Source organism: Candidatus Nitrotoga sp. M5 (assembly GCF_927904885.1).
Taxonomy (GTDB): Bacteria; Pseudomonadota; Gammaproteobacteria; order Burkholderiales; family Gallionellaceae; genus Nitrotoga.
Window position 1 is genome coordinate 73,764 of the sequence record NZ_CAKMNW010000007.1, and the last position, 22,690, is coordinate 96,453.

General features: G+C 47.6%; 19 protein-coding genes, 1 tRNA gene and 3 pseudogenes. 20 read left to right on the forward strand and 3 right to left on the reverse strand.

All coding sequences use genetic code 11. The features are described 5' to 3' along the window. Positions 1–87 precede the first annotated feature (87 nt). The 12 genes from lipA (at position 88) to MJ770_RS15560 (ending at position 13,326) form a co-directional block, all read left to right on the forward strand. On the forward strand, positions 88–1,026 hold the full coding sequence (gene lipA, locus MJ770_RS02970) for a lipoyl synthase (RefSeq protein ID WP_239250121.1): 939 nt from the start codon (positions 88–90) through the stop codon (positions 1,024–1,026). A 644-nt stretch (positions 1,027–1,670) separates the two neighbouring features. Further along, on the forward strand, positions 1,671–1,868 hold the full coding sequence (locus MJ770_RS02975) for a hypothetical protein (RefSeq protein ID WP_239250122.1): 198 nt from the start codon (positions 1,671–1,673) through the stop codon (positions 1,866–1,868). A gap of 78 nt (positions 1,869–1,946) precedes the next feature. Then, positions 1,947–2,627 (forward strand): response regulator, encoded by a 681-nt coding sequence (locus MJ770_RS02980; RefSeq protein ID WP_239250123.1) that lies wholly within the window; start codon positions 1,947–1,949, stop codon positions 2,625–2,627. A 1-nt stretch (position 2,628) separates the two neighbouring features. Next, the gene (locus tag MJ770_RS02985) at positions 2,629–3,960 is read left to right on the forward strand and encodes an ATP-binding protein (RefSeq protein WP_239250124.1); all 1,332 of its coding nucleotides are present in this window, start codon (positions 2,629–2,631) and stop codon (positions 3,958–3,960) included. 210 nt (positions 3,961–4,170) lie between these two features. Next, positions 4,171–5,295 (forward strand): efflux RND transporter periplasmic adaptor subunit, encoded by a 1,125-nt coding sequence (locus MJ770_RS02990; RefSeq protein WP_239250125.1) that lies wholly within the window; start codon positions 4,171–4,173, stop codon positions 5,293–5,295. Continuing rightward, positions 5,295–8,378 carry an efflux RND transporter permease subunit gene (locus MJ770_RS02995; protein WP_239250126.1) on the forward strand — a complete coding sequence of 1,028 codons (3,084 nt, stop codon included), beginning with the start codon at positions 5,295–5,297 and terminating at the stop codon, positions 8,376–8,378. The genes MJ770_RS02990 and MJ770_RS02995 overlap by 1 nt, the downstream gene beginning before the upstream one ends. Next, positions 8,371–8,673, forward strand: a complete 303-nt coding sequence (locus MJ770_RS03000) for a DUF3240 family protein (RefSeq protein WP_239250127.1) — start codon at positions 8,371–8,373, stop codon at positions 8,671–8,673. The genes MJ770_RS02995 and MJ770_RS03000 overlap by 8 nt, the downstream gene beginning before the upstream one ends. Further along, a complete protein-coding gene (locus MJ770_RS03005) occupies positions 8,670–9,926 on the forward strand; it encodes a TolC family protein (protein WP_239250128.1) in 1,257 nt (418 codons plus the stop codon). The genes MJ770_RS03000 and MJ770_RS03005 overlap by 4 nt, the downstream gene beginning before the upstream one ends. Before the next feature lie 409 nt (positions 9,927–10,335). Continuing rightward, positions 10,336–10,752, forward strand: a complete 417-nt coding sequence (locus MJ770_RS03010) for a YidB family protein (protein ID WP_239250129.1) — start codon at positions 10,336–10,338, stop codon at positions 10,750–10,752. Between the two features lie 25 nt (positions 10,753–10,777). Further along, entirely contained in the window at positions 10,778–11,182 is a 405-nt protein-coding gene (locus MJ770_RS03015; RefSeq protein ID WP_239250130.1) for a DUF4332 domain-containing protein, read from the forward strand. A 1,043-nt stretch (positions 11,183–12,225) separates the two neighbouring features. Continuing rightward, positions 12,226–12,693, forward strand: a complete 468-nt coding sequence (locus MJ770_RS03020; protein WP_239250142.1) for a DUF2726 domain-containing protein — start codon at positions 12,226–12,228, stop codon at positions 12,691–12,693. A gap of 519 nt (positions 12,694–13,212) precedes the next feature. Further along, positions 13,213–13,326, forward strand: a complete 114-nt coding sequence (locus MJ770_RS15560) for a transposase (RefSeq protein WP_445083118.1) — start codon at positions 13,213–13,215, stop codon at positions 13,324–13,326. 60 nt (positions 13,327–13,386) lie between these two features. Here the strand turns inward: MJ770_RS15560 and MJ770_RS03025 are convergent, their stop codons facing one another. The 3 genes and pseudogenes from MJ770_RS03025 to MJ770_RS03035 all read right to left on the reverse strand — a co-directional run. After that, positions 13,387–13,728: a hypothetical protein gene (locus MJ770_RS03025; protein ID WP_239250131.1), complete on the reverse strand. Its 342-nt coding sequence runs from the start codon at positions 13,726–13,728 to the stop codon at positions 13,387–13,389. Between the two features lie 2 nt (positions 13,729–13,730). Then, a complete protein-coding gene (locus MJ770_RS03030; RefSeq protein ID WP_239250132.1) occupies positions 13,731–19,328 on the reverse strand; it encodes a golvesin C-terminal-like domain-containing protein in 5,598 nt (1,865 codons plus the stop codon). 529 nt (positions 19,329–19,857) lie between these two features. Continuing rightward, a pseudogene (locus MJ770_RS03035) lies at positions 19,858–20,079 on the reverse strand (JAB domain-containing protein); the annotation flags it as partial. A gap of 166 nt (positions 20,080–20,245) precedes the next feature. Between MJ770_RS03035 and MJ770_RS03040 the strand changes: the two are divergent. From MJ770_RS03040 to MJ770_RS03075, 8 genes and pseudogenes are all read left to right on the forward strand, one after another. Next, positions 20,246–20,321: transfer RNA gene (locus MJ770_RS03040), tRNA-Arg, on the forward strand. A gap of 431 nt (positions 20,322–20,752) precedes the next feature. Beyond that, positions 20,753–21,115: pseudogene (locus MJ770_RS15475) on the forward strand (type IIL restriction-modification enzyme MmeI); the annotation flags it as partial. A 79-nt stretch (positions 21,116–21,194) separates the two neighbouring features. Then, positions 21,195–21,248: pseudogene (locus MJ770_RS15480) on the forward strand (hypothetical protein); the annotation flags it as partial. Between the two features lie 3 nt (positions 21,249–21,251). Further along, a complete protein-coding gene (locus tag MJ770_RS03055; protein ID WP_239250135.1) occupies positions 21,252–21,407 on the forward strand; it encodes a hypothetical protein in 156 nt (51 codons plus the stop codon). Between the two features lie 12 nt (positions 21,408–21,419). Then, on the forward strand, positions 21,420–21,584 hold the full coding sequence (locus MJ770_RS03060; protein ID WP_239250136.1) for a type IIL restriction-modification enzyme MmeI: 165 nt from the start codon (positions 21,420–21,422) through the stop codon (positions 21,582–21,584). An 88-nt stretch (positions 21,585–21,672) separates the two neighbouring features. Beyond that, complete coding sequence (gene relB / locus MJ770_RS03065) at positions 21,673–21,900, forward strand: type II toxin-antitoxin system RelB family antitoxin (protein ID WP_239250137.1); 228 nt, start codon at positions 21,673–21,675, stop codon at positions 21,898–21,900. Then, positions 21,884–22,150, forward strand: coding sequence for a type II toxin-antitoxin system RelE family toxin (locus MJ770_RS03070; protein ID WP_239250138.1), 267 nt, complete (start codon positions 21,884–21,886; stop codon positions 22,148–22,150). The genes relB and MJ770_RS03070 overlap by 17 nt, the downstream gene beginning before the upstream one ends. Before the next feature lie 8 nt (positions 22,151–22,158). Continuing rightward, positions 22,159–22,326, forward strand: a complete 168-nt coding sequence (locus MJ770_RS03075; RefSeq protein WP_239250139.1) for a hypothetical protein — start codon at positions 22,159–22,161, stop codon at positions 22,324–22,326. The last annotated feature ends 364 nt before the right edge of the window (positions 22,327–22,690 follow it).

Here is a 22,690-nt window from a genome sequence, read left to right on the forward strand (position 1 = left end):
CACAAGACACGCACTTACATCAAAATGAACAATGGTTTATGTAAGAGCACGCTTTACACGCAAACCAGCTAGAAAGAAAAATCCATTATGACTATTATAGAAAAGCAAACTGGCGCAGCTAAAACAACACGTAACCCAATCAAAATTGTTCAGCTAGAGCAACGACTACGCAAACCAGAATGGATACGCGTTAAATCTAGCAGTGGACAGGGTTACCACGACGTCAAGCGCCTGCTGCGCGAACACAAATTGCACACGGTATGCGAAGAAGCCTCTTGCCCCAACATTGGCGAATGCTTCAGCAAGGGTACGGCCACTTTCATGATTTTAGGCGACCTCTGCACTCGACGCTGCCCCTTCTGCGACGTAGGACATGGCAAACCGCTGGCGCCAGATGTGAACGAACCGGCACACCTGGCTCAATCCATTGAGATACTCAAGCTTAAGTATGTAGTGATTACGAGCGTGGATCGCGATGATCTGCGGGATGGTGGCGCACAACATTTTGTCGATTGCCTGACTGCCATTCGTGCCGCTTCACCCCATACCAAACTGGAAACACTGGTCCCGGATTTTCGTGGCCGCCTGGAAACTGCATTAGACATTCTGGCCAATAGCCTGCCTGACGTTCTTAACCACAATATGGAAACTGTGCCGCGCCTCTATAAACTGGCACGTCCTGGTGCGGACTACGCTCATTCGCTGAAATTGTTAAAAGATTTCAAATCACGCTTTCCACATGTAAAAACCAAGTCCGGCCTGATGCTGGGACTGGGTGAGACTGACGAAGAGGTGCTAGAGGTCATGAGAGAGATGCGTGAACACGATGTAGAAATGCTCACGCTGGGGCAATATTTGCAACCCTCCAACAGTCATCTGCCGGTGTTACGATATGTCCATCCTGATACCTTCAAAATGTTCGAGCAGGCCGCAATTGAAATGGGATTCTCTCATGCAGCCTGTGGCCCGATGGTGCGTAGCAGCTACCATGCTGATGAGCAAGCGCATCAAGCTGGCGCTATATAACCATAACATTCAAATAAAATTTAACAAGTAAATGCGACACGGCCTTAATTTAACGTAATAAAAATGGAATAGTCTTGGGGTAGTTGGGGAGAAAGTAAATTACTTCTTTATATTGCATATTGATACCTTTGGTATTCTCGCCAGCAAAATTTCGAACTCCAAATCGGAGACAAAATCCTACGCTTACCCAATCCGTACTTTGCGCATCTTAAGGACCGTGGCTAAATTTATCTTGATAATTTATTGCGTTTTGCTGTCGCCTGATAAATCAGTCGGTATTCGGTTGCGCGCAATTTGATTGCATAGCAATCCTGCATACAGTTGCCAACTATCTCGTACTGGAGTTTCGGTAATGAATATGCCAGTGCGACAGCTTCCACACGCATGTTGAGACGCCCTTTCTGCAATTGTTAATCAAGGGTACCTCTAAAAATTTATCATTCCCACGAGGGCAGGAATGACTCAAATTTAAATTTTTAGAGATCCCCTTATTTCTGAAATCCTTCAAAAAATATTTTTTCTTAAGTAACCCTTAAGCTTACTCTTTTACGCTACGCATCACTTAATGCAATGCAGAAGGTTATGTCCTATGCCATGCCACTTGTGATATTGACCCACATAGCTGGGGGGTGGTGAGTCGCTTAATGCATCGCGAGAATCTGGTACGCTCCATGGTCGCCAGTTTCAAAATCGCAGAACCGAAAGAAGGTATCCGTCGCTCATATCTCTGGCTAAGGATCATCATTCTGATGGGTATTACGACATACTGGATTGATTACCCGGAAAGCGACCTGATGACAACAAGTAAAACTTGTGGCGCAAACTGGACATCACAATCATAACTTAAATTAATTATTTGTTTTAATACAATAATATTTAACGCAACAACATCAGTTCTGAGTTATTGTTACGGTATAAATATGCGCATATTAGTAGTCGAAGACGATGCCCTGTTAGGGGATGCGATTCAAGCTGGTTTGAGACAGTTTGGCTATGCCGTGGACTGGATGAAAGACGGAGTTTCGGCAGAGCTGGCGCTCACTACTGAGCCATACGCGGCAGTGGTACTGGATTTGGGACTACCTCGTCTTTCAGGACTGGAAGTGCTGCACCGTCTACGCAGCCGTAATCTACAAATAAATGCCCAGATACCCGTGTTGATCCTGACCGCGATGGATGCAGTGGATGACCGCATTAAAGGGCTGGATACCGGTGCTGATGACTATATGGTCAAGCCATTCGACATGGGGGAATTGGCGGCGCGCTTGCGTGCACTGGTTCGACGAGCCAGCGGAAAAACTGATCCGCTACTGCAAATTTCCGGAGTCAAACTTAATCCCGCTGCACACAGTGTTGTGTATCAGGATCAATCAGTTGAGCTTTCGGCCAAGGAATTCGCATTGCTGCATGCCCTGATGCTCAACTCGGGAAAAGTACTGTCGCGCGCTTGGCTTGAAGAACAACTTTATGCTTGGGGCAATGAGGTCGAAAGTAACACGGTGGAAGTGCATATCCATCATCTGCGACGTAAGCTTTTTCCTGCACTGATTGAAACTATACGCGGTGTGGGCTATTTGATGCCGCGCGACAAGGTGGCCTGAAATGTGGCGACGCGCATCACTTAAGCGACGACTGCTTGTATTGACGCTAACGACGATCACGTTAGTCTGGCTCGGTTCGGCTGCATTTACTTACCAAAATGCGCGCGAGGAATTCGACGAGGTGCTGGATGCGCATTTAGCGCAGGCGGCTGCGCTGCTGATTGTCCAATCTTCACATGAGCTGAATGAACTTGAAACAGGCCATGCACCGCTGCTGCACAAATATGCCCGGCAGGTCGCGTTTCAGGTATGGAATAAAGATAAGCAGCTCCGCCTGCATTCCGCCAATGCTCCGTCACACCCTCTGGCAAATGAGGAGCGAGGTTTTAGCGATCACACCTTCGACGGTCACCGCTGGCGCGTATTCAGCGCCTGGAATGAATCCGCCGAATATTTGATCCAGGTGGCTGAACGTTCCGATGGCCGAGACGACTTGGCTCGCGGCATCGCTGGAAATATGCTTAAGCCTCTATTTATTTCTTTGCCGCTACTGGCACTTCTGCTATGGATCGCTGTTGCGCGCGGATTGCGCCCACTGGACAAGCTGACTTGCGAAGTGGAACAGCGCGAACCAGACAACCTGGCGGCGCTGGATGCGTCATCCGCCCCACGTGAAGTGGTGCCACTGATCGAACGGCTTAACCGGCTGTTCGCCCGCATTGAAGCCTCCTTGCAAAAAGAACGGCGTTTTACTGCAGATGCCGCACATGAATTACGCACCCCGGTGGCCGCAATCAAGGCGCAAACACAAGTTGCCAGAGCAGCTTGCAGCGAAGCAGAACGCAACCATGCGCTCGACAACGCGATTCTCGGTTGTAATCGAGCTGCCCATCTGATTGAACAATTGCTGGCCCTCACACGCATCGACGCTTTGGGTAATGACGTGACTGAAACCTGCCAAGTAAGAGTTGTTGCTGCTGAGGTCATCGCTGAAATCGCCCCGACTGCACTGAGTCAGCACGTACATCTCGAATTGATAGAAGGTGCCGAAGTGGAAGTGCGTTGCAACCCAGTTTTACTACGAATCTTATTGCGCAATCTGATCGACAATGCCGTGCGCCACACACAGCCGGGAACATCGGTTTGGGTAAGCATTACCCGTCAGCAAGGGCTGGCTTGTCTGTCGGTGAATGATAATGGGCCTGGCATCCCAGCAACGGAATTAACAAAAGTTTTGGAAAGATTCTATCGCCCCCTTGGCACAAGCGCGAGCGGTAGTGGTTTGGGGTTACCTATTGTCCATCGTATCGCAGAAGTTCATGGTGCCACTCTGCAAATCGCGCCTCATGATGAAGGCAATGGATTGAGTGTAAAGGTAATTTTTAAATCATGATACTGAACTGAAATAACTTGAAAATAAATAATTTTAAAATTGCACTTAATTTCTGACAAGCCATATTCGCGATTCTTGGCGTGGCTACGCAAATTGCGATTTTTAGCATTAACAGAACAACTTGTGGATTTAGCACGATTCTTTTCCCACGGCTTAACGAGCGCAGTAGCCATATTTGCTATGTCGACAGGCAATAATATAAGGTTGATTATGAATAAGAAAAATCTACGTTTCCATTTGTGTGCTTGCGTCATAACGATGGCATACGCATTAACGGCTACTGCTCAAGCGACCAATCGGTCGGTCCAATTTATTGTTCCAAATAATCAGATTCAGATATTGGGTATTAAGACCGTGGCATTACAGAGCCAAATCGACTTGATAAAAGCGCGATTTCCTGCGGAGGTGGTCGCCTCCACAACAGCGAGACAAGTTGTCAGCTCGTCGGTGGCCGGTTTAGTGGCGCAATTACTGGTTCAGCAAAATCAGGCAGTGCAACCGGGCACACCGCTGGTACGCATCGCCAGCTCAGAACTTGGCCAGTTACAGTTGCAGTTGCTGCAAGCCACTGCCCGCACCAAACTTGCAAGACAATCGGCACTGCGTGAACAAGCTTTGTTCGATGAAGGCATCACTCCGAAGCGCCGGACGCAAGAGGCTCAATCAATTTTGATGGAAGCTGAAGCCGCACTCCACCAAGCCAAGGCGGCGCTTCGTTTAAGCGGCATGTCGGCCGCTACAATCCAGCGTATTGCTGATTCTGGCAAACCACAAGATAGCATTACACTGACAGCGACGCAGGTTGGAATCGTGACCAGTATTGAGGTCAAACCTGGTCAACGGATCGAGCCTACAACTTCATTATTACAGATATCACAAACCGATTCACTCAGGCTCAACATTCAACTTCCGATGTCGGACAATACAAATTGGCCAGCTGGAACAAAAGTCAAAGTGATCGGCCGGGATGTTGCAGCACGAATTTTGAGTGTCAGTCCGATCGTTTCTTCCAGTAGTCAGATTGTGCAGTTGCGTGCAGAAGTCGAAGGCAATACTAGCCAGATTCGAGCTGGAGAATTTGTGACGGTTGAATTGCCTCTGACGGCCACGCCAGGCAGTTGGGATGTGCCGCTTTCTGCTGTAGCCCACGACGGCAACCATGCATTTGTGTTCGTCCGTACTTCACAGGGCTTTGAAGCCAGACCTGTGAAGGTGGTGGTGAGCGCTGGGCAGCTGGTGCGCGTGCAAGGCGCACTTGAGGTTAACGAACAGATCGCGATCAGCGGCGTGGTTGTACTCAAGGGTGCATGGCTTAATGCGATGGAGAGCAAATAATGCTTTCCCACCTTGTCCAGATTTCATTATCACAGCGCCTGTTCACATTGCTGGCAACGCTGGTTGTCGCAGGTGCGGGGTTGTATGCGTACATGGGGTTGCCGATTGACGCTTTCCCTGATGTGTCGAGCGCCCAAGTTAAAGTCATTATGCAAGCCCCTGGCATGACGCCAGAGGAAATCGAAAGTCTCATCACGGTGCCGATTGAAGTGGAAATGCTCGGCATCCCTAAAACCAAAATTCTACGTTCTGTCTCCAAGTATGGCCTGGTCGATGTGACGATCGATTTCGAGGATGGCACTGACATCTATTGGGCGCGACAGCAAGTCAGTGAACGCCTAGGCGGGCTAGCGAATATTTTGCCGGATGGCATCGTGGGTGGTATGGCGCCGGTCACAACCCCGCTCGGGGAAATGTTTATGTTTACCGTCGATGGAGGAGGCTTGTCTCTGACCGAGCGACGCAGTCTGCTTGATTGGGTCATACGTCCCGTGCTCAGAACCGTGCCCGGCGTGGCTGACGTAAATGTGCTGGGTGGCGTCGTTCGTGCTTTCGAAGTCGTACCGGATGCCCTCAAAATGGCTGCCAGCGGTGTGACGATAGCACAGCTCAAGGAGGCGGTCAGCGCCAATAACAGCAACGATGGCGCGGGCCGACTTGGCGAAGGAGACGAAGTACTTCTGGTGCGTAGCGAGGGGAAGATCACGACCTTGGACGATCTGCGTGAAATCGTGGTGACGATAAAAGATGGCGCATTGGTCCGTATCGGTAATATAGCCGAGGTCAAGATCGGCATGGTGACACGCAATGGTGCGGTGACCAAAAATGGTACGGAAGAGGCCGTCCAGGGGCTGGTGCTGGGGCTGGCTGGCGCTAATGCACAACAAGTCGTCGAAGGCGTCCGAAAAAAACTGGACGAGCTGCAGCCAACGCTGCCGCAAGGCGTGCAATTGGACGTTTTCTATGATCGCGCCTCCCTTGTCAGCAAGGCAGTTGGGGCAGTTTCGACCGCGCTGATCCAAGCAACCATTCTGGTTATCATTTTGCTTGGCTTGTTCCTGGGAAATATCCGGGCTGCAATTACAGTGGCCCTTGTGCTGCCCCTGGCTGCACTGATTACCTTTATTCTGATGCGCGGTTTCGGCATGTCGGCGAACCTGATGAGTTTGGGTGGCTTGGCCATCGCAATCGGTATGCTGGTCGATGCCTCCATCGTGGTGGTCGAAAATATTGTACAGCGTTTAGCGACTGATCCCACTGCCGGTAAATTGCCACGCTTACACACAATATATCGTGCAGTGAGAGAGGTTGCGGTTCCGGTCACCTCTGGGGTATTGATCATCATTACTGTATTTTTGCCGCTCCTGACGCTTCAGGGCCTCGAAGGAAAATTTTTCGTGCCGGTAGCGCTCACTATTGTATTCGCCTTGGCTGGATCCCTGATTTTATCATTAACCATTATTCCGGTACTGGCGTCATATCTGCTGCGTAAAATCAAGCACGAAGAGCCGTGGCTACCCCGCAAGCTGCTGACGCTTTACGAACCAATGCTTTCATGGGCCCTGCGCCGACAACGCATCGTAGCTGGGGTATCGGTCTTGATGTTGGTTGCAGCCGTTGTGATCTATACCCAGGTCGGCAAGACTTTTATTCCAACGATGGACGAAGGTGACTTAATAGTCGGCATTGAGAAACTACCGTCCATCAGCCTGGAACAAAGCACCGCGCTCGATCTAAAAATTCAACGCGCCATCATGCAGGCTATCCCGGAAGTATATGGAATTGTAGCCCGTGTCGGCTCAGATGAAATCGGACTCGACCCGATGGGCCTCAACCAGACCGACACCTACTTACTGTTGAAGCCGAAAGGCGAATGGCGCATGAAGAATAAGGAAGCGCTGAAGGACGAAGTGCGTAAGGTGCTCGATCCCATGCCCGGCATCCAATACAGTTTCACACAACCGATCGAAATGCGCGTGTCGGAAATGATCATAGGCGTGCGCGGTGATCTAGCGGTCAAAATTTTTGGTCCCGACCTCAACAAACTCAATGAGTATGCGAGCCAAGTTCAATCACTCATCAAGACGGTCCCCGGCAATCAAGACGTGTATACGATTAAAAACGATGGTGTGCAGTATTTGAGGGTCGCGGTAGATCGCCTGCAAGCTGGCCGTCTGGGCTTGAGCGTTGAAGAGATCCAGGATTCTCTGCGCGCACAAATTGATGGTCAACGAGCCGGTGTCATAATCGAGGGTATCCGCCGCACGCCGATCATATTGCGTGGCACTGAATCGGTTCGCATATCGCCAGCCGAATTTGGGGCCATGCGGATCACAACTAAAGATGGCAGCACGGTGCCATTGACTAGCGTCGCAAAATTAGAACGCGCTGTAGGTCCGGTAAAGATCGATCGCGAGATGGCTAGCCGCTACAGCGTAGTTATCGCCAACGTCGGCGGTCGTGATCTGGTCGGTTTTGTCGAAGAAGCCAAAGCCCTTGTCGGGCAGAACCTGCTTTTACCCACTGGCTACTACATCACTTGGGGTGGACAGTTTGAAAACCAGCAACAAGCGGCTAAACGTTTGACGATTGTTGTGCCGATCGCTCTTGGGCTCATTTTCGTACTGTTGTTCTCAACCTTTGGTTCGGTCCGTCAGACTTTGTTGATTCTGAGCAACATTCCATTCGCGCTGGTCGGCGGTATCGTCGCCTTGTGGATCACCGGCGAATATTTGTCTGTACCTGCGTCTGTAGGCTTTATAGCACTGCTAGGTATCGCCGTCCAAAATGGTGTAGTTCTGGTCAGCTATTTCAATCAACTACAAAGCGAAGGCATGAAGTTAAGCGAGCTTGTTGTGCAAGGAGCAAAGCGACGCTTACGCCCAGTGTTAATGACTGCCTCAAGTACGGCTTTTGGGCTGATGCCACTGCTGTTCGCATCGGGACCAGGTTCCGAAATCCAGCGCCCACTTGCCATCGTCGTAATCGGTGGATTGGTTACAGCCACGACGCTGACACTGATGCTATTGCCAATTTTATATTTACGTTTCGGTTTGTCGAAGCAGGAGATTCCCCATGTCTGAACTATGTTTAACGCTATTGTGTCCGCCAACGATTAAAGAAAAGCTGCTCGATTTGCTACTCATGTTGCCCAGCACTATTGTTTTTACCAGCAAGCCCACCGCTGCGCATGGCGTGGTCGTCTGGGATTTAAGTCAAGCTGAGCAGGTAATGGGGCAGGCGCATGTCACCGAAATACAGGTAATTCTTGCAGCTGCAGACAAAGCAATATTGCTCGATACTATTCGCCAGAAATTAGCTGGCACAGGTCTGCGCTATTGGGTAACGACAGTCGTTGAAGCGGGAGAAATTGCATGATAATTCGATTGTTCCTGATAGGACTGTTGACCGTCTCTGGTTCCGTACAAGCAGTGCAGACTGTGAATCCACCGGGACTCTTGCCAACCGAAATTGCGCAGCAACTACTGCAGCAGGATCCTGGCGTAGCTGCCCTGCGGGCCAACCTTAACGTTGCTCTGGAAGAGGCTGGCATTCTCGATAAATCGCCTTATGAATGGACTGCCAAGGTTATGGGACAACGCCGAGTTCAAAATTACGGCCCCAATGATATCTCTAATGGCAATCGCGAGGAGTGGAATGTAGGTATCGAGCGAACTTTCCGGCTTCCTGAAAAAGCCGAGGCCGATCGCAATATCGGTAAAGCAACCGTCGAAGAGTCTCATGCACGCTACGGTGAGGCAATACACGAAGCGGCACGTGAATTGATGACTTTATGGATAGATTGGCTGGCGGCAGAGCGTGCCCGCGAGTTGGCCGAAAACAGCCTTCAGTCAACTCAAACCAGCCTTGCAGCTGTACAAAAACGCGTCCGTGCCGGCGATGCTTCTAAATTGGATTTGAGCATCGCCCGTGCCGAATTGGCCGAGCAACGACGCTTAAGCAACGACGTGAAGACTCAGGCCGCTGCGGCTTGGTCGCGTCTATCCATCCGCTTTCCCGGTATAAAACGTCAGATTATGCCACTTCCAATGCCGTTGCCTATCGAGGAGGATACGGCATTTTGGCGCGACCACATCTTGGATACAAACGATGAGTTTCGGGTTGCACAAACTCAAATGCAAAAGGTTCAAGCCTATGCAGATCGAGCACGTGCCAACAAGACTCCAGATCCCACGGTGGGAATATTTCATGCTTCGGAGATCGATGGACGCGAGCGTATATCCGGATTAATGCTCAGCATTCCCTTCCCTAGCGGCGTTCGTGACTCGCGCAGCTCCAAAGCAATCGCAGCCGTTGAAGTCTCGCGCCAAGAAGTCGAACTCAAAAAACGTCAGCTTGAGTCTCAAATCGTGAGCGCCGTCATGATTGCGCGTGGTACCTATGTCAGCCTGCAAATTGCCAATGAAAGCGCAGCAATCGTACAGGAAAATGCCAGGCTGATGCAGCGCGCCTATACGCTCGGCGAAGCGGGATTACAAGCCATGCTGTTGGCGCGTCGCCAAGCAACCGCTGCGATGACCCATGCGCTGCAAGCGCAAGTCGCGGCCTTGACAGCCTATTACAAACTGCTTGTCGATGCTCATATGATTTGGGATTTAGAACATAGCTAACAATTGCTATGGCTGTATCAAATTTTTAGAAGCGCCAGCATAACCTCCCCCTCACGCGAGCAATTGTTCCATGACGAACAGCAACGTTGGCAATGGCGAAGATACTGGCGGTGATCAATGCACCAGCACATATATATTGCGGAGCGCTGATAAAGGTTGCAGGAACATGAACGCATGTCTTTATTCTGTCACTCCGTGGCGGCACCCATCGCCACGCAGAGCTCACGCTGACGTACTCCCGATCATACAAGTTGACGACTCGCCGCAAAACCTTACAATCCCCATAGGTTCCGCTCTCCATAATGTTAAATTCAACAAAGCTTGTCTATTTCCAATATGGGACGCGGTTTAAGTAAGTTTGGGCGGGGCGGCAGATAAACGCTATTCTTATGTTTATACAAGGAGAGACATGATGGACCTACTCGAAATTGGAACGAATCTTTTAAAAGCACAATTAGGCGGTCGTGGAGACACCTCTCAAATCACCTCCGCGCTTAGCGACCTTTTTAAATCAGGATCCAAAGATTTTGATATTGCCACAATTGTTACCAAAATGATGGGTAACAATGCTTTAGCAGGTTTAGCTACTTCCTGGTTAGGAGATGGCGCCAATAAAGAAATAGAACCACATCAGGTCCAAGAAATTTTCGGTGAGAATAAGATATCAAACTTCTCTGAAAAGTTAGGGATTGATAAAGGCACAGCTTTAGAAAGCTTGTCGAAAGTTATTCCACAAATGGTTGACAAAGGCAGCTCTGACGGTTCTGTTCTTGATTCGCTGGGCGGATTAGGCGGCGCTGCGGGTATGCTGAACAAATTATTTTAAACAATTAAAATACTTGGAGAATGCAATGACCAAACTATCTAAAATTGAAGGCATTGGCCCAGCTTACGCAGCAAAACTTGAAGCTGCTGGTTTAACATCAGAAACAACTTTTCTGGAAATATGTTGTAGTAAAAAAGGCCGTAAAGATATTGCTGAGAAAAGCGGTATTAGTGAAAAAATGCTACTGAGTTGGGTAAATAGAGCTGACTTGTCAAGAATTAAGGGTGTAAGCACTCAGTATGCTGATCTGCTCGAACATGCAGGAGTGGATACAGTGCCTGAATTAGCGCAACGAAACGCTGAAAATCTCCAAATGAAGATGGCAGAAGTCAATGAAGAGAAAAATCTGGTAAAAAAAGTTCCGCCACTGTCTTCAGTTGAAAACTGGTGTGCTCAAGCCAAAAACTTACCCAAAATTGTTACTCACTAGCAGCCTTTCGGACTTAAAGAATCGTAGCGAAATTTAGCTGAGCGCGGATAGTTTGTGCGAACTTTCACCTTACGGCGAAATACCTGTTTATCTCACTAGACGATTTTGCAGGGTAAGAGCAGCTCTATTGCCAAAAAAGTGGCGGAATAGTCACCGCTCAGCTAAATTTGCAGCCGATTTCCTTTAAGGGTGCCTCAACAAATTCAATTTGCTAAGCAGGATAAGTCGCGAATAAAAATTTAGAGCGCAGCATATTTATTGATAACTTAGTGATAAATTTTCAAGTAACGCAGTATTGAAACGAAACGGGTAAGCAGGCAAGCCGCAAAACGGCTGCTCGCTAAATTGGATTTTAAAAGGTGCCCTACAATAGCTGCCAAATCCCGCCTGTTTATAACTGCGTGTCGCAAACTCAATCTTAGATTTACTCAATTCCATTTACAGCCTCACAAAGTCCCGTAAGCTAACAAAATATTCCAATCAAATTACATCTTGAAGCAGACATCAGGATAAACGTTGTGCCCGTCAGGATGTCGGACTTATGTAGAGCTCCTCATAAGACCGACAAGTGAGCTTTGGCTACAAGCTATTGGTGGGCCAATGCTGCCTCTTAAACTTACCAGGAAGTCTTTTGCTTCGATTCACTTGTAATCTACGCTTAAATTGCAGCAAGGTGCCACCTTAATTTATTTGGACAACGAAGAATAATTTCTTTTATAAACAGACAAGTTAGACTTTTAAGCCAAGTCAACAACAGCAAAATCATTGCGATGCTTGACGAAAAATTTTCGAGAACGGGAACTAAGATATGGCAGTTACATCGAACTGCCCGAACAGGCGGATAGTAATTAGTAATTGTTCTATTTCAATTGAAGATTAGACTACAAATGCCGCTATAGCTTTAGTGGCAAGCTATAGTGTTCGAACGAGCTGCACTTTAACAAAAATTTAAATTCCCTCTGTATCATTTTCTAATTCAAATTTGATACTTAAATGGAGGTTTAGATCGTTTAATACATTTTTAAGGAAATCGTGTGGAGAAGATGCTATTAGCTGCAATTGTTCTAATAATAATTGTTGCATTTATTATTGTTTTTTTAAAAATGCGTAAATCTTCTGGTGAAAGCAATGAAGCTTGGCCATACCATGCAAAAAAACCACTGTCAGGGCCAGAGCAAATTCTTTATCATCGCCTTGTTGCAGCACTGCCTCAGTGCATTGTATTAGCACAAGTGCAGTTATCCCAAGTGCTTGCCGTGAATAAGGGTTGTAATTGCAGTGTGTGGAACAACCGTATCAATTGTATGAGCCTAGATTTTATTGTATGTCTCAAGGATTCAACTGTCATCGCCGCCGTAGAGCTTGATGACAAATCAAATCAGAAAAAAATACGCGTTAAAGCTGATGCTAAGAAGGTGAAGGCGCTGTCCGCTGCGGGAATAGAGCTCATACGTTGGCATGTAAGTGCATTGCCCGATGAAAAAACTATTCGTAAAGCATTTGTTAACTGAGTTGCAGAGGAAGCCGGAATTTCGTGTAAACGAGGGGTGATTAACTAAGTTCAATCTGCCCTTCGAACTGAATGATGAAGCGGTTCAAAGCGACCTTCCGGACTCGGATCCGCATTGTCCACTTTTTGCAACTTACGTCAGATCTTTTTGATAGCGCAACACTTAAATCGGTTCAACAATAGTTGTTATAAAAAGGCCACTCGCTTCCGGAATAACGGAGGTGGGTGGCTTTTTATTTATCCCAGATAATCCATTAGACCTGATTCGCGCGATAACTTCACATCTCCCTTTGAAAAAGGGGGGCTAGGGGGGATTTGAGCATTGCAGGTACACAAAAATCCCCCTTAATCCATCTTTTTCAAAGGGCGAGGCTGGTTAAATTGCCTAATGGATTATCCTGGTTTATTGAAGAAGAACAACAAGAGGGGTTGTGCTACTTGGCTAGACTTGCCCCTGTGTTTTACTTGTGATGTTGGGCTTCGCAAGATCAGCGCCAACCTACGCTAGTTTAGGCTACGCTTGCTATTTCAGGCCAAAAAAGCGTTTTCAAGCGGCGTTGTTGAGGGATTAAATAACAAGGCCAAAGTTACTATGAGAAAAGCTTACGGTTATAAGACATACGAAATGTTATAATTGTCACTGTATCATGCACTTGGTAAGCTACCTGAACCACAGTTTTTTTAACGAACTTTTTTAAAGTGTCAACACCCACCACCACAGCGCAACCATCATAATGCCCGCAATCCCATAAAAACTAACATGACTTTTCAAACCCAACCAAATTAGTACACCAAGAACGGCATACAAGATAATATTAACTGCAAGCAAAATTAGAAATAATTGGATTTCTTGGTTATTAGGAACATCAGCTAGACCCATCAACCAGCTAGGCCACAACACAAGAGTCAATTTCTGAATAGCAACTTGAATATCAAGATTGCTACCTAGGTAGCGATCCACTAATACCCAAGCTCCTCTCAGTACTATTGGAATGAGCATCCCAGCCAACGCAAACAAACCAACGAATCGCATCATTATTATCGTCCCAGTATAAATTTTTGTTGTAGGTTTTTCAAAATCTCTCGTGGATAAATTGTCGATGGCGTATTAATTCCAGCAACACCAAGCGCATCTCTTACAGTCGTTGCACAATTTTCACCGTCATCTTTACCGTATAAATTATAGTTACCTGGAAAAAATCTACCTACGTAGATAAAATCTTGAATTGCTTTATCTTGTGCTGGCGTTGCAGGAATTATGATAGTTACAATTGGAGTACGGATATCAGGAAGCAACGCACCTGGGACAGTTTGGCTAAACGCCAAAGACAAACTAGATGATCCCGGTGATGGGTAAAATCCAGTCGTACTGGAAGAATTAACACCGATACCAACGTGCCCGGCGCTTAAAGCACCAGGATAAAGTGCAACAGTTACATCTAATCCAGTCGGATCAACATTGCTTAATGGGTTACTACTAACATAGCTGCAAGTATTAATCCCCCCTGCCAAACCAATAGGGTCACTGGTAATGTATCTGCCTACCTCAGGATCATAATATCTAAAGTAGTTATAATCTAAACTCGTCTCCACATCAAAATAATGCCCCGGGAAACGGACATTGTTTTCGAGTGTATTGACAAGCAGTGTGGCCTTGCCAAAGGGATCGAAATTGGCCTGCCAAACAATTTGTTGCTGTTGGTCTGTTATCGTTTGCGGTGTGCCTAGATGGTCATTATGTACATAGTACAGACCGTTAGTTGTGGTCGTGGTGGTGATTGGCGTCAGCTTTAATCCATCGGCAATCACATAGCCATCGGCATCATCGTTTAATGTGATGCTGCTTGTCGCATCTAATGTATATGTTCCTAATAACCGCCAGCCACTACCATTTTGACGTTGGTTGACAGTAATGGTGTCACTGCCTGCTGTATGGCTAATGGTGTATTTAGCATCCGTGGCGCGATTACTTGCTGCGGTCCAACGTGCATAAACTTCATAACTACCTGCTTGATTCGGTGTCCATGTCGCGATTTCGTAGGTTGGCGCTGTTGGGTCAGGTGGTGTGCCTGCTGGCAGGATAGTCATGCCATCAGCAATCACATAGCCATTAGCATCACTGCTTAACTCTGCGGTGCTAGTTGTATCTAAGGTATAGGTACCCAGTAGATTCCATTGCCCACCATTTTGTTGTTGGTTGACGGTCACGGTATTTGAGCCGTTGCTATGGTTAATGGTGTATTTAGCATCACTTGCTCGGTTGGGTGCAGCTGCCCAGTGTGCATAGACATCATAACTGGCTGTGCTCGGTACATTAAGTGGCCATGTCGCGGTTTCAGCTTGGATGGTGGTATTGGGCTGGGTGCCTGCCGGTACAATTGTCACGCCATCGGCAATGACATAGCCATCGGCATTATCGCTTAAGACGATGGTGCTAGCAGTATCCATGGTGTATGTGCCAAGTAGATTCCATTGCCCGCCGTTTTCTTTTTGATTGGCGGTAACCGTATCATTGCCTGATGTGTGATAAATGGTGTATTGGGCATTGCTGGCTCGGTTCGCTGCTGCTGTCCAGTAGGCATAGACATCATAACTGGCGGTGGTGCTGATATTGCTTGTCCATGTGGCGGTGTTAGCGCCTGTGCCGGCTGCATTATATTGATAGTTGCTTGCGTAATAATGAGCCACGCTCGTTGAAAGTGGCCATGTACCTACATAATTTGCCTGTAGGTTATCAATTGGCGTACCTAGTGTATCCGTTGTGGTACTGCTGCTGGGTGCATGGTATTGGTAGTTAGTACCATAGTATTGATTAACACTGGTCGAAAGCGGCCAGTTGTCACTGTAAGTCGCTTGTAAGTTATCAATCGGCGTACCTACATCAGCGGTACTGGTACTGCCTGAGCTTTTAGCATGATATTGGTAATTGCTGTTGGTATAACCTTGAACGCTTGTTGATAAAGGCCAGTTGTCTGAATAGCTGGCATCAAGGTTATCTAAAATCAGTTCTTGTGCAGTTGTAGTCGCACCTGTGTGAGCGATCGCGACTAATTGTCCATTGGCATAGAGGTAGTTTTTTTGGGTGTTGCCTAAGCTGTCGATTTCAGTTAGCAGTTGGCCGCTTGGGCTATAAAAATAATAAGTGGTGGTGTTACCGGCTTTTTTAAGACTACGTTGGCCTTGAGCGTTGTAGCTATAATTTGCAATAGTTGAGCCGTTTTGTCTGACGGAATGTAGGCGATTATCGTCACCGTAGCTAAATTGGTAGCGGCCATCGTCGGTGATGTTGCCATTGGCATCGTAATGGTAGGTCTTGACGGTGTTGTTGATAATGCTGACTATTTGGTTACTCTCTGTGTCGTAGACGGTGCCTTGTTGTTGCGTTAAGCTGTTGTACAGAGTGGCTTTGTTGGTGCGATTATGAACGCTATCGTATTGATAGTAGATGTCACCATAGCTGGCACTGTTGGCATCGGTTAGTCTGTTTAACTTGTCATAGTCAAATTGCTGATTGTTGTTGGCTTCAAGCCAGTCGGTAATGCTGATGATGTTGCTATTGGCATCAAAATCGTAAGTGCGCTCTAGTATATTAGGGGTAACTAGTTGCGCATTACGGTAGTTTAAGTCGTTAATTTGGCTAGTGGTTATACCATTACCAACGGTTTGACTGGTCGTCGGGCCAAAGGCTTGGTAGTGCATGCTGTTTAGAATGGATTGGGTAGTCGCCAGATCATCGGTGGTGGTGACTTGGCTGATATTACCGACTGTGTCATAACTATAATCAACGGTTCTGCCATCGGGGTAAATGATTTGGGTGAGTTGGTCGGTGTTGTTATAGAGATAGTTCAGGCTATATGTTTGCTCACCTCGCTGAATGAGTTGATGGCTTAAGTTGCCACGGATATCGTAGTAATAGTCGGTTGTCCCGCTGTTATCTGTTTGGCCGGTTAATCTGCCGATACCGTGCTGGTCTGGGTAATTATCATTTTGTGCGTAGTTGTCATAGTAGTAATTAATATTGAGGCTGGTATCGGCATAGTTAACATGGGTGAGGCGGTTGATCACGTCATATTGATAGCTGGTGAGGCGGCCTCTGGCATCGGTTTTGCTCAGTCGATTATTGGCTTGGTCATAGTTAAACGTGCTGAGCCCAGTATCGGGGCTGTTTTGCTCAATTAGGTTATCAAATGCGTCGTAACTGTACGTTGTGGTGTTGCCATTGGCATCGGCAACCGATGTAAGGTTGTCTCTGTCATCATAGCTGTAGCTAGTCTGGCCATTATTGGCATCAGTGGTATCTATTAGTCTATTTAAACTATCAAAGGCGTAGCTGGTTGGGTTGCCTTTGGGATCGGTTTGGTCGGTAAGGTTGCCATTGGTGTCGTAATCTAAATTGGCTGTTTGGTTGTCGGCGCCGATATCAATTCGAAGACGATTGAGTTCGTCATAGATATAACTATGGGTACGGCTGAGTTGGTTGTTGGGATCATAGATATTTTCATGTATTTTATTGCCGGCCGCATCGAGAGTGTAGACAATGCTATTACCTCTGGTATCGCTATAGCCTGTTGGGCGATGGGCGCTGTCATAGGTATAGTTGAGTATTTGGCCATTGTTTTGGCGAATTTGGGTGATATTGCCTGTGGCGTTATAGTTAAAGGTGATGACACTTCCGGCAGTATCTTGGCTTAATAATCGGCCTCGGACATCGTATGTGAAGCTTGTCGAACGGCCACGCGCGTCGGTCAGGCTGAGTAAACGGCCGTTGGCATCGTATTGGGTGAAAAGTACGGATTGATTTAATGCATTCGTTACGCTGGCACGGTTGCCCTGCGCATCGTAGGTCAAGGTTGTGACATTCTTGCCATCGGCGCCGGGATTCGTTACCTGGATCAGCTGTCCAATAGCGTTATATTGGTATGTCGAGACTCTGCTTACACCATCGGCCGTCATCGTTCGTTTAGTGAGATTGCCTTTGTCGTCGTATTCGAACTGAGAATTCTGGTTATTAGGTAAAACAATACTAGTCAGTTTTTGAAATATAGGATGCCAAGTGTAATTGATGGTGCGCGCCAGTGGTGTTCCCACTGCAATTGTCTTGGTTAACACCAATCCACGCGAATCGCGTGTGTTCTGGATCGTGAGACCACTGAAATCGGTACTGCCGGTTTCAAATCCGTTACTATCGTAGCTGACAGTGCGCGTTAGACCCGTATCGCAGTCACTGCACGCTACTGTCATACTGACGAATTTCTTGCTGCTGCCAATACGTAGGAACTGGCGTGTGCGAGTCACGCCGCGGACATCAGTAACATCGGTGCTGTCCTGGTTGTACAGGACAGTGATAGCTGCTACTCCATTTGCCAACTGATTGCCGATCGCGCGACCTTGACTATCATAGACCCAGGTAGAGACGATTACACCTTCTGCATCAATTCGACTGGTCAGCAGGCTTGGGAATGCACTGTTTTGATATTGGTATCCTGTCGTTGTGCTGTCTGGATAGGTAACTGAGATCAGGTTGTTATTCGCATCGTAAGTATACTGAATCGTGGTGAAATCCGGTCCGGTAAGTGTCACCAGCCGACTTGAGGCATCGTAGGCAAATTGCAGCACGCGCCCAAAAGGATCAGTTACGCTGGAGAGCAAACCATTGCCGTCATACGCCAATGTTTGAACCAAGCCGTTTCTGTTTGCTATGGACTTCAAAAGACCATTGACATCATATGTTTCGACTGTGTAGATTGCTGTCGTATAAACCCATCCCGCTGGCTGCCCGTTTGCCTGCACAGGCGTCAGTGTGGCGACAACGTCGCTTGCCGACGCATATGCACCATTGACAAGGGAAAATTTAGCTGCCTTCCCATCGGGCCGATATACATAAATATCACCATCATGGGTAACGATATTGGCATCGTAAGTACCACGCCAGTTCCCCCCCAAGCTGTTGACAATGCCAGGAACCAGCGTTGGCAAGCTATTGTAGGTCCTGGAAAAATTTACTGGGAACGGCCCGCTGCCTCGGTAGTCACGTGCTGATTCAACAACATTGCCGATGGCAGTGTTGATTGGATCGCCAGCAAAGTTATTGTTGCCCGAATCGTCGCCACTCCAGATTGGTGTGTCGTATCCATTCATTGATAATGGATCAGAATCAGCGGAGCAACTCGCAGAACTTGCGCCTAACTCTTCAGGTCGGACACCCAGAGGCAAGCCTGACGTTACAGCAGGGCGCGAACACAATCCAGTAGAAGCAGAGTAAGTATATGCAGGAGAAGCGTCAGGGCATTGAGGAACATAAGAAGCCGATCTATAGCACATCCAATAAGGAGCATCTAAACCATACCCGGAAGGACAAGTCGGGCTAGTTGGACCAGTCTGATAAGACCAGTATGTGTCTAATTGAAAAAATTTGACACGGCATATAGTATCTATAAGTACAGGAAAATCAGTATCAGGCTGCCAACCACCAAGGGTAACAGTTGCATCAAAGAGCCACTGACAAGAAGGAATAGCAGGCATAGACTCAGGCGCTGCAATTGGCGGAACAGTGTCAGAAACTGGCGACAGTTGTAAGGAAAGAGAATTTCCAGCGGACAACAATAAAACCAGCGAAGAAAAAAAAGCTATTTTCATGTGTACATAATCCGGTTAATCCTTAATAGGGAAGAGGAAATTACGATGGGGCTTATGAATAAAATGCTTTTTTGAGCAATCGTACATAGCCTGATATACCTGAACCAATTGCACCAAAGATAATTGTCAGGTTGGAACTAAATTCAATTGCTTGATTTTCTTTTAAGTCATTTACACCTTCAACATTTTCAATGTTTAGAAAGAAGTAAATCTTGTTTATAGTTTCCAGAGTTTTCAGTATTACAACTCATTGAAATTTCAGGTTTTTCAGTTTTACCTTTTAGTTTTATTTCTTCAAGCAGATAGATGTACGACATGTCTAAAATCATATATTTAAAAATATATGACCTGACAAAATCTTGGTCAGCAAGATATTTTGTCCGACTAAGGAGATCGTTTTAAAAATATATTAATTTTAAATTCAATAATTTAGCTGTTATAAGTCATCAGTCTACACGATACCTATGTTTCATACATACCGTCTAGCACACCAAAATGACCACCCGTCTTGGAGGCCAAAGTATATTATTCATAACAACCCTCGTTCAGCAAAACTCATCGCCACTTCTCCTCCGACAACGAGATTATCAAGGACGCGAACATACACCAGTGCCAATACGCGCTTAAACTTCTCGGTTAAATTTTCGTCACATTTGCTAGGTTCTGCCAGTCCCGACGGATGGTTATGAGTAAAAATATGCGCTGCTGCATTTCGCTTCAACGCAGCCCGTTCCACATCTCGTGGATATACTTACAAAAATCAGTGGGGGCGAAATAACCAGAGATTCAGGTCTAACATTCCAATATTTTGTTAGAATGTTAGACCTGAACCTCACTTTGTTTTGAATAACTCTGACTAAATAAATGCTGAGTAGCAAAGGTGTGATCAAAGCTCATTTGCGTTAGAATGCACACGCGCCTCGGTAGCTCAGTGGATAGAGCGACCCCCTCCTAAGGGGTAGGTCGGACGTTCGATTCGTCTCCGGGGTACCAATATCCATAAAGTTTTCAGCGTTTCAGGCCGTTTGAACTTCCAGTTGTTTCTGCGCCGTGTAAGGCCAGTGTAAGAATTTTCGGGCTTTGTGGCATCAACAAACCATCACATAAAATCACATGTCCCGTCCCGTATGATCATATCCCCGTGTGTTGCGGCCACTGTTTAGTACCCGTAAATTAATACGAAACACTACGAGATCTCACAAACAACCATTTACAATGGAGCACTCTTCAGTGCCCCACAATCACTGAACCTCAGCCGGATACGAGCGTGCAAAAATCACACAGGCAAGCTGCGCCGGATTTTCTCAATGGGTGATGACGGTAGTTCACTCGTCCAAGAAGTCGAGCACATCAATGCCTATTTGGTGCCCGGTATGAACACAGTGGTGGAGAAGGTTGTAAGTCCGCTGGCTGAGATTACGGCAATGGATCGTGGTAGCGGACCAGTTGATGGTGGTCATCTTTTCTTTGATTTTCAGGAAAAGGAGCAACTAATCCAAGCATGGCCGCAAGCCCAAGCCTTTATCCGCAATTTTTCCAATTCTGAAGAATTCATCAATGGCAAACAAAGGTATTGTCTTTGGTTGGATGTGGATGATGCAGCATAAGCGGTCAAGATTTCTGAGATTCAACAGCGTGTTGAGCGAGTTCGCCAGATGCGCTTGGCAAGCCCAAAGAAGCAAACACAACAGGAAGCCAACACACCTTATCGCTTTACCGAAATTCGACATCAATCTAGCAAAGTCACCATTGTTGTGCCGAGGGTAAGTTCCGAAAATCGCCCATACTTACCAATGGGTTTGATCGAAGGTGAAACAATCATCGGCGACCGAAATTTCGCCCTCTTCGACGCCCCCCCTTTGGAACATGGCGCTTATCGCCTCGCGCCTGCACTGGGTCTGGATTGGCACAGTCTGCGTGCGGATGCGCACTGACTTTTCGTACTCCAACACCCTCGGCTGGAACACCTTCCTCATACCGCTGTTCATCGAACAAAACAAGGCCGACTTGACCGCCTGCGCCGAGTCCATCCTGCTGGCGCGTGAGGCCCATTTCCCCGCCACCATTGCCGAGCTGTAAGACCCGGACAACATGCCAGACAACCTGCGCCACGCCCACGAGCGCAACGACGAAGTGCTGGAGCGCATTTACACCGGCCGCTGCTTCAAGAACGATACTGAGCGGCTGGAAAAACTGTTTGAACTTTATACGAAGATGACGGCTGGTTCAGGCAAGCAGGGCAAAGGCCGCAAGTAGGGGCGTTGCAAGCAGGGTGGCAACGGTTGGTCAGAATAATAGCGTTGTGATACAGTGAATACACGCATTCAATTGGAGAAACTTTAATATGGCAACTTCGATTCGCCTTGCCCCTGAAATCGAGCAAAGGCTTGATTACCTCGCCTCCCATACCGGACGCACTAAAGCGTACTACCTGCGCGAAATCATCGAGCATGGCATCGAGGAAATGGAGGACTATTACCTTGCCGCCGACGTGCTGGAGCGTGTTCGCAAGGGACAAGAACAGGTGCATTCCGCTGCTGACGTGAGAAAAGACCTTGGCCTGGACAATTGATTACGCGGAGACGGCCAAAGCGCAGCTAAGCAAGCTGGACAAGCAGACGGCGCGGCGCATCGTTGATTTTATGGATGAGCGGGTCGCCGGACGGGAAAATCCGCGCGACTCAGGCAAAGCGCTGACCGGCTCGCTGGGTGGTTTCTGGCGTTATCGCGTGGGTGACTGCCGGGTGATTTGCGACATTCAAGACGGTGTATTGCGCGTGCTCGTGGTGCAGGTTGGCAACCGGCGCGAGATTTACCGATAATTGGATTCATGGAGGCAAAGCAGCGTTTGGTCCTGATGACCGGTGTCGAGAAGAACGCAGCACAGATCGCGTTCGATGGCTGGGCATTGGTGGAACATTTTGCTGATTTCCCCCTGCGCGAAGATATCCCGACTTCTGCCGATGTTCCGCGTTTGGAGCTGCGTCTTGAGATTTGAGATTGAGGACAAAAATGAGCATGAATGAAGCGCCTCCCGCCCTGAACTCGCCGCTTTCCCAACTATGAAGGGGTTTTCGCCGCGCAATCTCAAGGTTAGTCCGCCCCTCAAACTTACCGCAAGCGGTAAGTTTTGTTCGCTTCGCGGGCAGTTTATTTTGCTGGATTCCCTCCTGCCCCCCGCTTTCGCGAGGGTGACAAGGAATAACCGGGCTAATGGATTATCCGGATTCAACTCATTGGTCTAACCACAATGCTGTTCACTTAACCGTTCGTGGTGAGCTTGTCGAACCACCCGCTTCGCAACTGGAGCCCTTCGACAAGCTTGTATGGTGTTTCTGGCTCATTCTTGAGAGACTGGAAAG

Coding starts and splice junctions, on each gene's coding strand:
- lipA (WP_239250121.1), top strand. CDS start 88: ATGACTATTATAGAAAAGCAAACTGGCGCAGCTAAAACAACACGTAAC.
- MJ770_RS02975 (WP_239250122.1), top strand. CDS start 1,671: ATGCATCGCGAGAATCTGGTACGCTCCATGGTCGCCAGTTTCAAAATC.
- MJ770_RS02980 (WP_239250123.1), top strand. CDS start 1,947: ATGCGCATATTAGTAGTCGAAGACGATGCCCTGTTAGGGGATGCGATT.
- MJ770_RS02985 (WP_239250124.1), top strand. CDS start 2,629: ATGTGGCGACGCGCATCACTTAAGCGACGACTGCTTGTATTGACGCTA.
- MJ770_RS02990 (WP_239250125.1), top strand. CDS start 4,171: ATGAATAAGAAAAATCTACGTTTCCATTTGTGTGCTTGCGTCATAACG.
- MJ770_RS02995 (WP_239250126.1), top strand. CDS start 5,295: ATGCTTTCCCACCTTGTCCAGATTTCATTATCACAGCGCCTGTTCACA.
- MJ770_RS03000 (WP_239250127.1), top strand. CDS start 8,371: ATGTCTGAACTATGTTTAACGCTATTGTGTCCGCCAACGATTAAAGAA.
- MJ770_RS03005 (WP_239250128.1), top strand. CDS start 8,670: ATGATAATTCGATTGTTCCTGATAGGACTGTTGACCGTCTCTGGTTCC.
- MJ770_RS03010 (WP_239250129.1), top strand. CDS start 10,336: ATGATGGACCTACTCGAAATTGGAACGAATCTTTTAAAAGCACAATTA.
- MJ770_RS03015 (WP_239250130.1), top strand. CDS start 10,778: ATGACCAAACTATCTAAAATTGAAGGCATTGGCCCAGCTTACGCAGCA.
- MJ770_RS03020 (WP_239250142.1), top strand. CDS start 12,226: ATGCTATTAGCTGCAATTGTTCTAATAATAATTGTTGCATTTATTATT.
- MJ770_RS03025 (WP_239250131.1), bottom strand. CDS start 13,728: ATGATGCGATTCGTTGGTTTGTTTGCGTTGGCTGGGATGCTCATTCCA.
- MJ770_RS03030 (WP_239250132.1), bottom strand. CDS start 19,328: ATGAAAATAGCTTTTTTTTCTTCGCTGGTTTTATTGTTGTCCGCTGGA.
- MJ770_RS03055 (WP_239250135.1), top strand. CDS start 21,252: ATGCGCACTGACTTTTCGTACTCCAACACCCTCGGCTGGAACACCTTC.
- MJ770_RS03060 (WP_239250136.1), top strand. CDS start 21,420: ATGCCAGACAACCTGCGCCACGCCCACGAGCGCAACGACGAAGTGCTG.
- relB (WP_239250137.1), top strand. CDS start 21,673: ATGGCAACTTCGATTCGCCTTGCCCCTGAAATCGAGCAAAGGCTTGAT.
- MJ770_RS03075 (WP_239250139.1), top strand. CDS start 22,159: ATGGAGGCAAAGCAGCGTTTGGTCCTGATGACCGGTGTCGAGAAGAAC.